General features: G+C 56.7%; 10 protein-coding genes. 3 read left to right on the top strand and 7 right to left on the bottom strand.

Going from position 1 to position 14,003, the window contains the following annotated elements:
* Positions 1 to 57: 57 nt before the first annotated feature.
* The gene (locus Pla52nx_RS04010; RefSeq protein WP_197454274.1) at positions 58 to 1,074 is read left to right on the top strand and encodes a YHYH protein; all 1,017 of its coding nucleotides are present in this window, start codon (positions 58 to 60) and stop codon (positions 1,072 to 1,074) included.
* Between the two features lie 332 nt (positions 1,075 to 1,406).
* On the opposite strand, the gene Pla52nx_RS04005 is transcribed toward Pla52nx_RS04010, so the two are convergent.
* Entirely contained in the window at positions 1,407 to 2,579 is a 1,173-nt protein-coding gene (locus tag Pla52nx_RS04005) for a DegT/DnrJ/EryC1/StrS family aminotransferase (RefSeq protein WP_146518388.1), read from the bottom strand.
* Positions 2,580 to 2,844: 265 nt separating this feature from the next.
* Here Pla52nx_RS04005 and Pla52nx_RS04000 point away from each other — a divergent pair, with 265 nt between their 5' ends.
* Together Pla52nx_RS04000 and Pla52nx_RS03995 are read left to right on the top strand one after the other, a co-directional pair.
* On the top strand, positions 2,845 to 3,429 hold the full coding sequence (locus Pla52nx_RS04000; RefSeq protein WP_146518387.1) for an RNA polymerase sigma factor: 585 nt from the start codon (positions 2,845 to 2,847) through the stop codon (positions 3,427 to 3,429).
* 83 nt (positions 3,430 to 3,512) lie between these two features.
* Positions 3,513 to 6,032 carry a VWA domain-containing protein gene (locus Pla52nx_RS03995; protein ID WP_146518386.1) on the top strand — a complete coding sequence of 840 codons (2,520 nt, stop codon included), beginning with the start codon at positions 3,513 to 3,515 and terminating at the stop codon, positions 6,030 to 6,032.
* 454 nt (positions 6,033 to 6,486) lie between these two features.
* On the opposite strand, the gene Pla52nx_RS03990 is transcribed toward Pla52nx_RS03995, so the two are convergent.
* The 6 genes from Pla52nx_RS03990 to Pla52nx_RS03965 form a co-directional block, all read right to left on the bottom strand.
* Positions 6,487 to 8,727: a hypothetical protein gene (locus Pla52nx_RS03990; RefSeq protein WP_146518385.1), complete on the bottom strand. Its 2,241-nt coding sequence runs from the start codon at positions 8,725 to 8,727 to the stop codon at positions 6,487 to 6,489.
* Positions 8,720 to 9,481 carry an ABC transporter ATP-binding protein gene (locus Pla52nx_RS03985; RefSeq protein WP_146518384.1) on the bottom strand — a complete coding sequence of 254 codons (762 nt, stop codon included), beginning with the start codon at positions 9,479 to 9,481 and terminating at the stop codon, positions 8,720 to 8,722. Before Pla52nx_RS03985 ends, Pla52nx_RS03990 begins: the two co-directional genes overlap by 8 nt.
* Positions 9,482 to 9,483: 2 nt before the next feature.
* Positions 9,484 to 9,873: a GntR family transcriptional regulator gene (locus tag Pla52nx_RS03980; protein ID WP_146518383.1), complete on the bottom strand. Its 390-nt coding sequence runs from the start codon at positions 9,871 to 9,873 to the stop codon at positions 9,484 to 9,486.
* A gap of 614 nt (positions 9,874 to 10,487) precedes the next feature.
* On the bottom strand, positions 10,488 to 11,666 hold the full coding sequence (locus tag Pla52nx_RS03975; RefSeq protein ID WP_146518382.1) for a hypothetical protein: 1,179 nt from the start codon (positions 11,664 to 11,666) through the stop codon (positions 10,488 to 10,490).
* A gap of 24 nt (positions 11,667 to 11,690) precedes the next feature.
* Entirely contained in the window at positions 11,691 to 13,196 is a 1,506-nt protein-coding gene (locus Pla52nx_RS03970) for a hypothetical protein (protein ID WP_146518381.1), read from the bottom strand.
* The gene (locus tag Pla52nx_RS03965) at positions 13,171 to 13,956 is read right to left on the bottom strand and encodes an SDR family oxidoreductase (protein ID WP_146518380.1); all 786 of its coding nucleotides are present in this window, start codon (positions 13,954 to 13,956) and stop codon (positions 13,171 to 13,173) included. Before Pla52nx_RS03965 ends, Pla52nx_RS03970 begins: the two co-directional genes overlap by 26 nt.
* Positions 13,957 to 14,003 lie beyond the last annotated feature (47 nt).

Below are 14,003 nucleotides of genomic sequence, written 5' to 3'. Positions count from 1 at the left end.
GCCGTTCACGCTATCAGGTGTAATGATCAACTCCATTCTAAATCAAGGTTTCATGCCGTGCCTGCTCGCTTTCACGCTCGATTCAACAAGGCTGGTGTCGTTACCGGATTCACCGGGATGATCTTGGTCGTCTTGCTGTCCTCCGGTCACGCTGCTCATGGCCACGATATCGGTACCGAATCTCATGCTGACGAACATTCACATCAATCGGTTGCCGCTGGGCACGTCACGATTGGCATCGAAGGGGATTTCCGCGTGATCGAGTCGGATGGCTTGCCGAACCACAAAACGGGACAGTTTCCAGGCCCGCGCAACCCGAATCGTATTTCCGCTCAGTCACACCGCTTTCGAGTCCCCGTCGCTCCGAAGGTCGCTGAAAAGACCACACCATTACAGATGCATCCATTCGGCGTGGCGATCAACGGCGTGCCACTGGATCCCGGCGCGGCCGAGTTTTGGAATCGCGATCGGCGTTCAGGTTGGCAATACGAAGCCTTGGGAGGTGTGGTTGATCTTGGTTTGGACCAAAGCAACGGTCATGTGCAGCCAACAGGTGCCTATCACTACCACGGAACACCCCGACTGTTGCTGGAGACGCTGAGCAAGGAAACCGAGAAACCAGAGATGCTGTTGATCGGCTACGCGGCGGACGGCTTTCCGATCTACAACGATCAAGGACACTCGGATGCCGGGGATCTCAAGTCACCGATGAAACAACTTGTCAGCAGCTATCGTGTCCGCAAAGGCCAGCGAACCAGCGGCGAGGCAGGGCCAGGAGGGACCTACGATGGTCGCTTCGTCCAGGACTGGGAGTACGTTGCCGGTGCTGGAGATCTGGATGAGTGCAACGGCCGCATCGGAGTCACGCCGGAGTATCCCGAGGGCATTTATCACTATGTGGTGACGCAGCAGTTTCCGTACATACCACGTTTGTTTCGAGGCACGCCCGATGAATCGTTCATGAGACACGGGCCGCCACCGGGAGGCGGATTTCCTGGTGGTCCTCCGCGAGGCGGGCGCGGCGGGCGACGCTCACCGCCACCACCGCCTTTCTTCCCACCGCCGCGACGTTGAACGCCAGCGAGATGGAGATCGCCAATCATTCAGTGATAACCACAGCGTCAGTCTGGCGTGCCAAGAACGCGAGTTGAGCTTTGATACCAGCACGAATCGCAAGCGAGTGATTCACGGCGTTTTGTTCACTCGCTTGCGCTTGGTGCTGGTATTTGCATCGTTTCCAATCAAGGTCAATTCAAAATCGCAGCACTAGTGCTGTGTCACGATTCAATCTTAGGGTCAGCCGTTGAGCGCTAGCTTACGGTTCCGTCGGGAAAACCGGACGCTATCGCGCTGCGGCTGATTGAGCCATCCCTAATTCTCAGCTGTGACAAAGCACTACGCAGCGACTACGCAGCGGCCTTTTCACCGGCTTTGGCACCGGCGGCGTAGTAGTTGCGGATCGTATCGACGACGATTTCTTGTTCGCTGCTCGTCATCGATGGGAAGATCGGCAGGTTCAAGATTTCCAAGCTGGCCCGTTCGGTTTCGACCAACGCGTTGCGATCGTGTTTGATGTCACGGAAGCATTCTTGTTGGTGCATGGGAACGGGGTAATAGATTTCGCTGCCGACACCGTTTTCGCTCAAGTGAGCTTTCAAGGCATCGCGACGTCCGCCGATCACGCGAATAGAGAATTGGTTCCAGACATGGAACGCGTTTTCGTCAACGGTCGGCAACACGATTTGATCGGGACCGACCAAACCTGCGTCTTTCAACATCCGCATGTATCGCTCGGCGATCTTTGCACGAGACTTCACCGCGTCATTGAGGTGTCGAAATTTGATTCTCAACACGGCTGCCTGGAACGTATCCAAGCGGCTGTTGATCCCCACGGCTTGGTGGTAGTAGCGAGGTCGCATTCCATGACCGGCCAACAACCGCAGCCGATCTGCGATGGCAGCGTCATTGCTGGTCATCATTCCGCCGTCGCCCATGCCGCCGAGGTTCTTGGTCGGGTAAAAACTGAAGCACCCCACCAGTCCCCAGCTGCCCGCCGGACGTGAGTGATACGCTGCCCCGATCGCTTGTGCGGCGTCCTCGATGACAGGAATGTCATTCTCGGCAGCGATCTGGCAGATTCGATCGATTTGTGCACACTGTCCGAACAAGTGAACGGGAATGATCGCTTTGGTCTGTGGCGTGATCGCGTTTGCGATGCACTCGGGGTCGACGTTGAAGGTATCAGGGCAGATGTCAACAAAGACCGGCGTGGCACCCAGTCGCACGATGCAACTGACCGATGCAAAGAATGTGAAACTCGGCACGATGACTTCATCACCCGGTCCGATGTTCAAAGCCATCAGGGCCAGCAGCAGTGCATCGCTGCCTGAGGCACAGCCGACGGCGTTCTCGGCTTGGCTGTACTGGGCGATCTCGTTTTCCAGTTCGACCACGTCGGGGCCGAACAGAAAACGGCCGCTGTCGAGTACCGCCGTGATGGCTTCGATGAATTCCTCACGATGAGGACGATTATCGCGGTTGATGTCCAAAAGAGGGACACTCGTGGTGGGCTGAGCCATTTCAAAAACCTTCCGTGGTTTGATTTTTTATTTGCAGCAGAGGTGGTGTGTGGACGTTCACCGCGGGATGCGGTTTCTGCGAAAAACGTCGCTTCGGGCACTCCGACTCGGACGCGTTCAGTGATAGCTCCGAGGCGGTTTCCAGGTCAAGTGAAGAACTTTCTGGTAGTTTTCTGTTGCACGCCCTAACAAATCACCCAGGCCGCTCGTGTGTCTACTGAACAGATTCATTGAACCGCGTTCTTTCTCCTTGTCTTCACCACACATGTCCACTCCAGACGCTGCCACCGGGCCCCCCGATGTCTCCGCCGCTGCCAACCATGATGCCCATGGCCGGCATGGCAGTGACGCTTCATGGCCCGATGACGTGCTGACGGATTTGGTGGGCACCCATGAACGTGCTTTGCTGGCATATGCCCAGCGAATGCTCGGGGGTGACTGGCAGGGGGCGCAGGACGCGGTGCAGGAAACGTTTCTGAGGCTCTGTCGCGAAGATCGCCGGAAGATCGAACATCGTGTCGTGCCTTGGTTGTATTCCGTATGCCGAACACGAGTGATTGATATGCAACGCACCAAGCGAGCCAGGCCCATGGACACGTCGGAGGTGATGGTTGCCGACCCCCGTCCCGACGCGAGCACCGCCGCCGCCGACGACGAGGAACAATCCCAGTTGGCGCTCGAAGTCGAGCGGTTGACGCCCAGGCAACAGGAGGTGATCCGACTGAGGCTGCAAGCCGGATTGAGCTACCGCGAGATCGCGGAAGTCACCGGGCTGACAGTCAGCAACGTCGGATTTCATCTGCACGCCGCCGTTCGCAGCTTGAAAGATTCCCTCGCCGTATCGCCTTGATGGCATCGCCACAAGCCACACCGTCAGGCGAAATCAAACCGCGAAATCAAACCACCCACCGCACATTCTTGTGAATCAATACGATGAGCGAATCCAACTCTCAAAACTCTGCCGACCCGACACCACCCGCGACAGGTGCTAAACATCCTGAAGTTTGGGCGGATCCTCGCATCACCACCTACGCACTGGGTGAAATGTCAGAAGCGGAACGCGAACAGTTCGAACTGGAACTGCATGGCAATGACGCGTTGGCCAAGGCTGTCGAGCAAGCGAAGGACGTTACCACACAGTTGACGCAGTTGTTTGCTCAAGAAACAACGCCGCCGCTGGATGAAGCCAGACGCGCCACGATCCTGTCGAGTGAAAACCAACTGGCCTCCTCCTCCACCGGCGATACCGGCGGGACCGCTGCCGCCAGTACCACACCGATTGTCACCGCGGAAGCATCACGCATGCGGTTGCCGTTGTTGATCCTGACCACGGCGGCGGGTTTGATGTTGCTGGTCGGCTTGCCGTTCTGGATCGGAATGAACAAAGAGCATCTGACGGCGATGTCGCAGCAACCCACGGGCGCGGCGGTATCACCACCCAGCTCCACGTCGACCGCTGAACCACTCGGCGTAGATTCCCAAGTTGTGGATGGACTCGGTCGCTCACTCAAGAAAGACAGTGCTTCCGCAACCGACGGTGCAGAGCTTTCAATGGTGCCTGCATCGGGAATGTCGAGAAGCCAACCGCAAAACGCATCGATCCCGTCTGACAAGGAAGCCGATTCGCCCCATGACGATGCCACGGAGCCCTTTGGGCTGACAGAAACGAGCGAAAGCATCGCTGCGATGCCCGCCGAGCCATACGCCGAAGAGCCGTTGCCGTCTGCTGATATGTTCTCGTCGACGCCGACGCCATCCACATCAGCAGCCCGTCCCACACCAGCTCCGTTTCAACCAACTCCAGGGATGGCGCCCGTTGTCTCCGATCCAGAAATGACGAAGGGAGGGATGCGGATGAAACGTGGTGGCGAAGCGATTTTAAGCAAGCAGCCAGCTGTCGGCGCACGGGCAAGTGCCGTGAATCGAATATTCATGGATGCAATTCCGACGCCCAAGTTGCCCTCTCAAGAATCCCCCTACAGCATTCCCACGCCCGATGGCATGGGACCGGGACGCCCGGGAGACAAGTTCGACACGATCACGGAAAACGAATTCAAACGCGTGGCCGATGAAGACATCAGCACGTTCTCCATTGATGTCGATACCGCCAGCTACAGCAAGATCCGTGACTTCCTGGTTCGCGCCAACACCTTGCCGCGACCAGACATGGTGCGTATCGAAGAACTGGTCAACTATTTTCAGTACGACTACACGGCTCCTGAAACAGAGTCGCCGCATCCGTTCGCCGCGGACATGGAGATCACGAGTTGTCCATGGAACCCCGAACATCGCTTGGCCCGCATCGCCATCCAAGGCAAAACGATGCGACCCAACCAACGTCCTCCGTGCAACCTCGTGTTCTTGTTGGACACCAGCGGCTCGATGGACGCACCGAACAAACTGCCGTTGGTTGTTCAGAGCATGAAAATGCTGGCCGGTCAACTTGACCAAAAAGACACCATCTCGATCGTCGTCTACGCGGGTTCAGCCGGCTTGGTGCTCGATGCGACTTCGGCAAAAAAGAACAACAAAATCAACAAGGCCCTCACGCAGCTTTCCGCCGGCGGCAGCACCGATGGCGGCTCCGGCATCCAATTGGCGTATCAAACCGCACGTGAGCACTTCATCACCGATGGAGTCAATCGAGTGATCTTGTGCACCGATGGTGATTTCAACGTCGGTACGACCAGCACCGACGAACTGGTGCGGATGGTCGAGCGAGAAGCCAAGGGAGGCGTGTTCTTGTCCGTGCTCGGATTTGGCATGGGCAACCACAATGACGCCATGCTGGAACAGATCAGTGGACGCGGAAACGGCAACTACGCTTTCATCGACACGGTCAACGAAGCGAAGAAGGTGTTGGTGGACCAGACCAATGGAACGCTCGTGACGATTGCCAAAGATGTCAAGATTCAAGTGGTCTTTAATCCAGAGAAGATCAGCGAGTATCGATTGATCGGTTATGAGAACCGGATGCTCAACAAGGAGGACTTCAACGACGATCGCAAAGATGCCGGTGAGATCGGTGCGGGACATCAAGTCACCGCTTTGTACGAATTGGTTCCCAAGGGAGTGGGCAACGATGCATCGCCCGAACCGGTGGACCCGTCGCCTTATCAAACCAAGCCGCTGCCCACGGAAGCCGCCAAGAGCGATGAAGTGCTGACATTGCGTCTGCGGTACAAGCAACCGGACTCGGACACGAGCACCAAGATCGAATTCGCTGTGAAGGACGCAGGCAAGTCGTTCGAAGAATCCGATACGGATGTGCGGTTCGCCGCCGCCGTGGCAGGATTCGGAATGAAATTGCGAAACAGTCCACTGGCCGGATCGTGGACGCTGAGCGATGTGATCCAGACAGCGGAAGAATCTAGGGGCGAGGACCCCTTCGGATTGCGAAACGAGTTCGTGGAATTGGCACGCCGAGCTCGACAATTGGTCGTCAGCGAGTGATTCCAAATGCGAATCCGCTCGCCAAAGCGACTTCTGTCATCGATCTGATATCGAAAAACGCCCTGCGCCGACCCTATAAGTAGGGTGCTGTGAAAATCAAGTAAAAAGTTTGCGGTGTTGGCAGCATTTTACGCATCCTCTACTGGAATCCCGTTTTGGCAGGAGTATGGTTATGTACTCTTCGCCTGCGGCATCGATCCTCTCAGCCGCCAAAAGGGCATTGGGATGTATCGAGACGGGGTGAACAGGTTTCTGAGGATCACCGTGTAACGGCTGCGTGAAACAATGGCTCCTGTCACTCCCTCTCGCTACATCCTGCAGTATTTTTTCAAGGCTTGATCACGCCGACTGGGCATGCTCGACGATCCTCTCCCCCAGGGCATCGCTTCGCTATGCCCCTGCTTTTTTGTTCAGTCCCTCGGCAGCAGGCAATCGCTCAGCGTCGTTCACTGATTTACTGTCGCGCCACCTCGCACGACATCCAACGTCGATATCCGGTCCAGGTGAGCAGAATCGCAAGTGTGTAAAGCACGAGGTAAGGCCATACGTTGTGAATCGCTGTTGTCAAAAACCTCGCAACATCTCTCGGGGCATCACCTGTCTGTTCGATGCAGATCAACGCCGTCAACATCACCACCGGGGCACCCACGCAAATCAGGATGGCTGCTAACACGACGCTGCGCGAGATCGATACCCACAGGGATAGTCCCGTTGCCGCGATCGTCAGTCCCGAAAGAGCGACGACCATTCGCGCGACTGATTCCACGGAAAGTTCGGGACCGCGAATCGATCGAGCGACGATCACCCAGAGCAACAAAGTCGCAAACATCACGGCATAGCGGACGGTCATCGACAGCATCCGGTCTCGAACCAATTGCAGTCGACTGGTGGGGTGCAATAACTCGCGCCCCAGCATTTCTCTGCGCCCCATCCCCGAGACACAAGGAATCATGATGGACACGGTCAGGATCATGAAAAACAGGAATGTCATCTGACCGTGCCGACCCGCTTCATCGGAGTTCCAGACAAATCGATCCAAGCCGAAGATGACAAACGACACAACGACGAGCGTCGTCAACCATTGTCGCAGCGTCATGATCGAGTCACCAAGCCACTGCATACGGACTCGGTGCAACCAACTTGTGGTTGCATTTCTCGCCGTCGCCAATTGTTGTTGCCAAGCAGCGAACTGCCGATCAAAGTACTTTCCTCGTCGACGAAACGTCAGCGTTTCTTGCTGTGTTTGAAAGTCAGAAATGGTCAACATTGGAGCCAATGCGTTCTCCGCGACCAAACGATCTTCGCCGGCAAAGCGAGACGCCAGCCACACGATCATTGCGATGAACGTTGGGATCATCACGCCGGCCAACCACAACTGATGCCCCATCAAGAAATGATCAATCGCAGGTGCAAGTGAAGGGAGATGGTTCGTTAGAAAGGTCTGGCCGCCCATCAACAGAAAGATTGGCATCATCAGGATCGTCGGCAACCAACCGAGCCCAGGGTGATCGATCATCCACAAGGAAATGCATGCCCAGAACAGCAGCGCCAAGGCGGCGATGGCCAGGATCATTCCTAGCGATGGCAGCACATGAACGTTGCCCGCCGACCAAAATCCCAACGTCATGATCACGACGCAGAGGGTAACCACTCCCAATACAAATCGTAGGTGAGATGATCCGTGTCGGGGAATGACTCGCGTCTGAGGCAGGGCAAAATGTCCGTGCATGTTGTAAAGCACGAGCGCCATGTAGATCAAGAAATACAACGCAGTGAATGACAGTCGCATCACGCTGTTTTCGTTGTACTTGGAGGATCGAACGTTCACTCCAGGAAGCTTTGCCTGTAGTTGAGCCAACTCAGCTGGACCGTTGCGGGTGCGTGATGTGCCGACCCAAAGCTGATTGAGTGGGGGCATTCCGGAAAGTAGCTCGCCCGCGTTTTCTTTGATGACGGGATCACATGCCGGATCTGGGGTCTTGCTGCCAGCAAAAAAAGCACGCCCGGGGAGATACTGTGGGTCCAAGACCAAAGAACGCACGCCAGACAGTTGGCTGATTTCGGATAACCGGTCGCGTGCGAACAAACTCGATATCGGCTCGTCCGTCATCGTAAAATCACCATGCGATAACACCAGTGTTTCCAGATGCGGCAACTGCTGCAGCGACTGCAGAGATGCGGGCATGTCCAACGTGATCAGTTCCAGCCATCGCAGGTTTTTCGCTCCGGCAATGCTGTCGATGTCATCTTGAGTGATCGTTGATGCTTCGATGACAATCGCCTCCAAGGCAGCGAGTCTGGCCAGGCGATCCGGTCCGATCTCCATCAATTGATTGCCGGAGAATTTCGCCCAACGTGCTTTGGGAAACAATGCCAGTGAGTCCACCCAGGGCGACAAGTCCGCCAATGGCGATCCTGGCTCTCGCCAATTCATGGCGTCAAAATCAAGTCCGCGAACGGATGGCTCGGCGACACCATCCCGAACGACTTGCATGAATCGGTCCGAATTGCGCAGGGTGCCCGCCGGCCACTGCTGAGTCGCGGACGGATATGCCGGGCGTAGCCGAATCGAACTTTGTCCCTCCGCAAGCATGAACGCTGTGAGGATCAAGCAAAGGATTGCGAACAATCCTAATAGCCAATTCAAGGGACGATAAAGCCAGACCAACGCGATCATCCACATTCGCTTAAACATGGCTCTGATCTCCCGACACGTGGTTCAATCCTGCAAACTCCGGCGTGCGATTCATCTGCAGGAAGATGTCCTCCAGGTTGCCGCCGACGTGATCTTTCAACTCCTCCAACTCACCAAAGAATTGCACGCGACCGTCGTGCAGGAATGCAACGTGAGATGCGACACGCTCCAAGTCAGACGTAATGTGCGTGGAGAACAGCACGCTTTGCCCGCCATCCTCGTTCATCTCCAGCAGCGATTTCAAGAACGACCGACGCCCGACAGGATCCAGGCTCGCGGCAGGTTCATCCAAGATCAGTAGCGAAGGATGGTGCCCCAGCGCCAGCACCAAAGCGAGTCGCTGAAGCTGCCCGCCCGAGAGAGTCTTGATCCATTTGGAACCATCCAGTTCCCACTGTTCCAGCAGTTCGTTGCATCGATAGGAATCCCATTTTTCATAGAACGCACCGGTGTAGTCGATGACTTGGCTGACACGCATCCATGGATAAAGCTTGATTTCCTGAGGCACGTATCCCAACGTGTTCTTGACGCTCGCCGACAAGTCCCAGGAGTCTTCGCCGAGAATCCGAGCGGTCCCGGAGGAAACCTTCAGTAAACCAAGTAGACACTTGATCAACGTGGACTTGCCCGAGCCGTTGGTGCCCACTAAGCCGACGATGGCGCCCCGCGGAACCTCCAGGTCGACACCCCTGAGAACCTCCGTCTTTCCAAAACATTTTGTCACGTTTTGGCATGTGATCACTGGTCCACTCATAGTCACTGATCCCCGAGCATGGTTTTGACAATGGAAAGAATCTGCGCGTCGGTCAGCCCCAACTGACGCCCCCGATGAATCGCTGGCTCCAAATGAGAGGAGAACTCCGTTTTCCGCTCGCCAAGTGAGCCCTTACTGGTTGACGCACAAATCTGCATCCCTCGGCCACGAACCCGCTGCGCGATGCCGTCGGACTCCAGCCGTGAATAAGCCTTGGAGACGGTCATCATGTTGACCTCCAGAGAGCGAGCCATCTCACGCGTGCTGGGCAACATGTCGCCACCGACGAGAGCCCCGGAGGCGATCATCGCTACGACTTGATCGATGATCTGCCGAAAGATCGGCACACCAGAAGACGGCGAAACGTTGAAATCACCCGATGAAATACTCATAGTGCATTACTGTAGTAATGCACTCGGCTTGAGTCAAGTGGAGAAAATGGCGGGTGACGGAGCGGGAAAGCGTGGACCGGTTTAGCGTAATGCTGGGTTGTTCAAATTTGGGGTTGTGGCATTGTGGCGCTACGCAAGTTTCTGTCACCTCTCCCGGCGCAGGAGACTGCTGATTGCGTGAGCCTCAGGCGCTAGCCGTGGGCCTGAGGCGGATTGTGGTGCCGGCCCACGGCTAGCGCCTGAGGCTCACTTTGATTGCGATGCATGGAACAAAAACTTGGACTGAAAAAACAATGCCAACCCCAAACTTGGAGCAGTCCAGCGCTAGCCGCGGTCCTAATGGTGTTGACGAAACCCATCGAGCCCCGTGGCTAGCCCGGATTATTCACGCGACTCAAAACGGTCATCGCAACACGTTTACGTGAAACGGCTTGCGCGGAATGGCACGAAAGCAGTCTGCGCATATCAGCCGCCACGCGATAGCGTCCGGTTCTTCCGCACGTACACGGGAACCGGACGCTATCGCGTGCCGGCTGATGAATAATCCGGGCTAGCGCCATCGGCTCACAGACACAACGCAACACTGATGTTGGAAGCCCGCGATCCTAAACGGTTTAGCTGCGGCCGGCGAGTTTGCCGAATTGGTCGAGGACTTCGCTCAGGCTCATGATGTCGCCGTCCTCGGACGGTTCACACAGCTGCTGGATCGTCGCCATCGAGAGAACGCCCATCGTGCGGTAACGCATGTCGGTGACGACGGGGCTGGAGGGGTACATGCCCAGCAAGACCATCTTGTCGAACCGGATGTCGGCGGAGATGGTCGGTGCGGGAGCGCCCAATCGATCATCGCCGATGTCCAAACGATGCAACGTCGTTCGGTCATCACTGGTGATGTACGCTTCGATTTGCAGATCGCTCAGCGTGGCTTGCTCGGGCAAATGCAGAAACAGCAACTCGGTTGATTTCTTGGCCGATGTTCCGCTGCTCTCAGTCGACAGATCGCTGCGTTCAAACACAAAGGCCATGGCCAGAGTTCGGCCCAGAAAGAATGCATCGCTTGATTTTGCGATATCGCCATTGGCCACGACACCGAGAGCGCGGAATCGTGCGACGGCCGACTCGATCATCGGTTCTGCGGGAACCGTGACGGTGGGTTCGGCGATGTCAAAGAAAGCGGCTTGGCAATCGGTCCCGAAGTAAGGACGACCTTCGTCATCGTGATAAATCACCGGCTGAATCGCCAAGCGGTGTTTATTGAAATACTGTTCGACTTGTCCACGCGTGACCGCGGGCAGCTTAGCGCGTGCTCGGGGATCCAATTCCAAGCCGATGGTCAAGACACTGGTCCGTCCCAACGTACCGGCACGACGCGCGGGCACTCGCGAGATCGGTGGCTCGACGGTTGCGCCGGGGACCAGCATGCGGCACGCGCGGCCACGTGACTCGTTGTACAACTGCTTGACCAAACGCTCGGCGTAGGGAACTTCACGCAACAGAGTGACTTCGTCCCGCGCGGGCGTTGCCCCGATCACGCCGACACGTAGCATCGGGCCTTCGTCTTCTACTTCGGGGGTCTCGACATCCGGCGATACCGATGTGCCCCCGGCGCCGGCTTTGGCGAACGAGTCACCCAACTCACCGTCATCCACGGCAGTCAATTCAACATTGGTGGTGGTGTTCGAGGCAGCGGGGCTGAATTGAAACTCCGCATTCTTGAGGTAGCGGTACCCCAGCATGCCGACCAATGCGAGACCGAGCAGGAAGGTGCCGACTTTGAGTAAATTCTGTTCCATCGCCTTGATCTTTTTATGGGACTGTTAGAAGCCGTCATGGTAGCTCAAAGCCGCATTTGCCCAACGGCGGCAAATCGCGATCATGACATTGTCTGGCAAAAGTGGCCGGTTTGAACCGGATTTGTTGGTCGCACCACGAAAGGAAACGCTGATTGCCCCGCCCAGGTCCATGACGGCCAGGGCAAGCTCTCCGCCGGCCTGCAGCGGAGGGCTGCCGCGGACCGCACTGAGTTGCATTTGACTTGCCGCCGGACGCGAATCCGATACGTCGGATTCCATTTTCGTGAATTCGGATGTCCGCAAATCGTGTGCCGCCCGCCTGTCGCGACCGGCGGCCGAATCAAACCCGAAATTCTTGATCAGACGAAAACTTGATAGACAAGTCACGCTGGCGGTCGGTATGAACCAGCCCAGTTTTTCAATCCCCCACAGACCACCGGGCAGGCGTTCCATCTTTTCCATGCCCCAGGCGAGTTCGTTGGCGGTGCCGTACCTGCGGATGTCGTCCATTTGCGAATGCACGGACTGCACCAAATCCAAGAAACCGTCATAATCTTGGTGCCGCCGACGAATGTAGGCGAAACCGACATGGTTGGCCGTGCAGCGTCGCTGAGCCCAGGTTCGATTCTGAACGGGGTTCATGACCATGACATAGCGACGGGGCGACGCGGCGGTCGACGTCACGTCCGCCATCGCTTGGACCGTCGCTGCGACGGCCAAGTCATTGAGAGGCAATCGGTTACGTTTGAGCATCCGTCGCAGATCGTTGGAAAATTCCAAGTCAAACCAGAGTTCAAAGGTCACATCGTCACGTTTGATGATGTTCGTCTTTTCGGTCAAGTCACGATCCGACTCGACGGGCCGTCCATGTCGGCTTAGTCGCAGGTTGGAACCGCGAATGGTGGCATACGTGTTTCGCCAGTCAGGCATCACAAAGGCGGCAGTTGGCTGCTCGTCGTCTCCGTGCGAAATGTCAGAGGACGAATCCCCCGTCGATGCGGCCATCGCTGCAGCCCCACCGTCAACGTCAGCGGCCGAGCGAGGCTCGACGTCCCTCATTCTGCGAATCAGATCGGCGACGATACGCCCCGCACCCAACCCGTCACAACTCGCGTGATGAAACTGAATTCGGATCGCCGATTGAGATTCATTGACACGCCACGATGTCAGCGTTGCACCGACTCCGCGACGAACACAGGGAACTGCGATCGGTTCTCTTGTCGGTTGATCGCCGATGGATTGATCATCAAAGAAAAACACCTTGTCCATCATGATTTCAGACGGAGTCCAAACTTGTTCGTGCCCCCGTCCCGACATCACGCTGTACAGTCGCACGTTCTGTTGAACGACGGACTGCCAAGCATCACGCAATCGCGTTGCATCGATCAGGCGATCCCAAATCAGATCCAGTGTGAACACCATCTGATTTCGGTGTGATGGGCGCGCGAAGTATCGCTCGACCACCGTCGTCGGCAGTACTTTCGTCAGCAGTGTTCCCGCCCCGTCAGACACGAATACTGACCCCACCATCGACGACTATCGTTTGCCCTTGAATCAAATCGCTTGCCGGGCTGCAGAGAAAGGCAACGACTTTGGCGACATCTTGTGCGGTGAGATCTCGTTGGCCGACCATCATACGATCTTTGGCCGCTTGCACCATCGATTCGGCACCGGGCATCGTCGCGATCGCTTCGGTCGCGATGATGCCGGGCAACACGCAGTTGAAATTGATTCCTCGCTCGCCCAGTTCCAGTGCGAGGTGTCGGATCATGCTTTCCAATGCCGCCTTGGAGGCTCCGATCGCCCCATAGTGCGGAACGGCCCACTGGGAGCCGTGGCTGCTAATCGCCACCAGTTTGCCGTGACCGCTGCTGGCGGACAAAGGCTCCGCGGCGGCTTGGGCCAGCCATAGCGCCGCGGCTGAATTCGTCCTTAGGGTTGCCTCCAGATTCACCGGCGTCAGATCCATCAAGCTACGAAAACCGCCGGCTGCTGCGTTGCTGACCACGATGTCCAGGGCACCAAATTGCTGCGTGACTTGCTGGATCATCGCAATGGTATCGTCGCGTGATGACACATCGGCGCGAACGAGCATGACTTGGCCGCCCAATGCATCGATCTCTTCGGCGACCGAAACAGCGCTCGCTTGAGAGTTGAGAAAATTGACCGCGACGTGAGCACCCTGTCTTGCCAATTCGATCGCCGTGGCGCGACCAATGCCACGACTGGCTCCTGTCACCAAAGCACATCGGCCGCTGAGACATTGTCCGTCGATTTCGCTTGAACTCATGTTTGAACTATTTCCGGTTGCATGGGTTGAGTGAATCGCATCCTTGG

Origin of the sequence: Stieleria varia (assembly GCF_038443385.1) — a bacterium.
In the GTDB taxonomy this organism is placed as follows: Bacteria; Planctomycetota; Planctomycetia; order Pirellulales; family Pirellulaceae; genus Stieleria; species Stieleria varia.
Note: the sequence above shows the minus strand (reverse complement) of the source record. Positions and strands in the feature narration are given on the sequence as shown.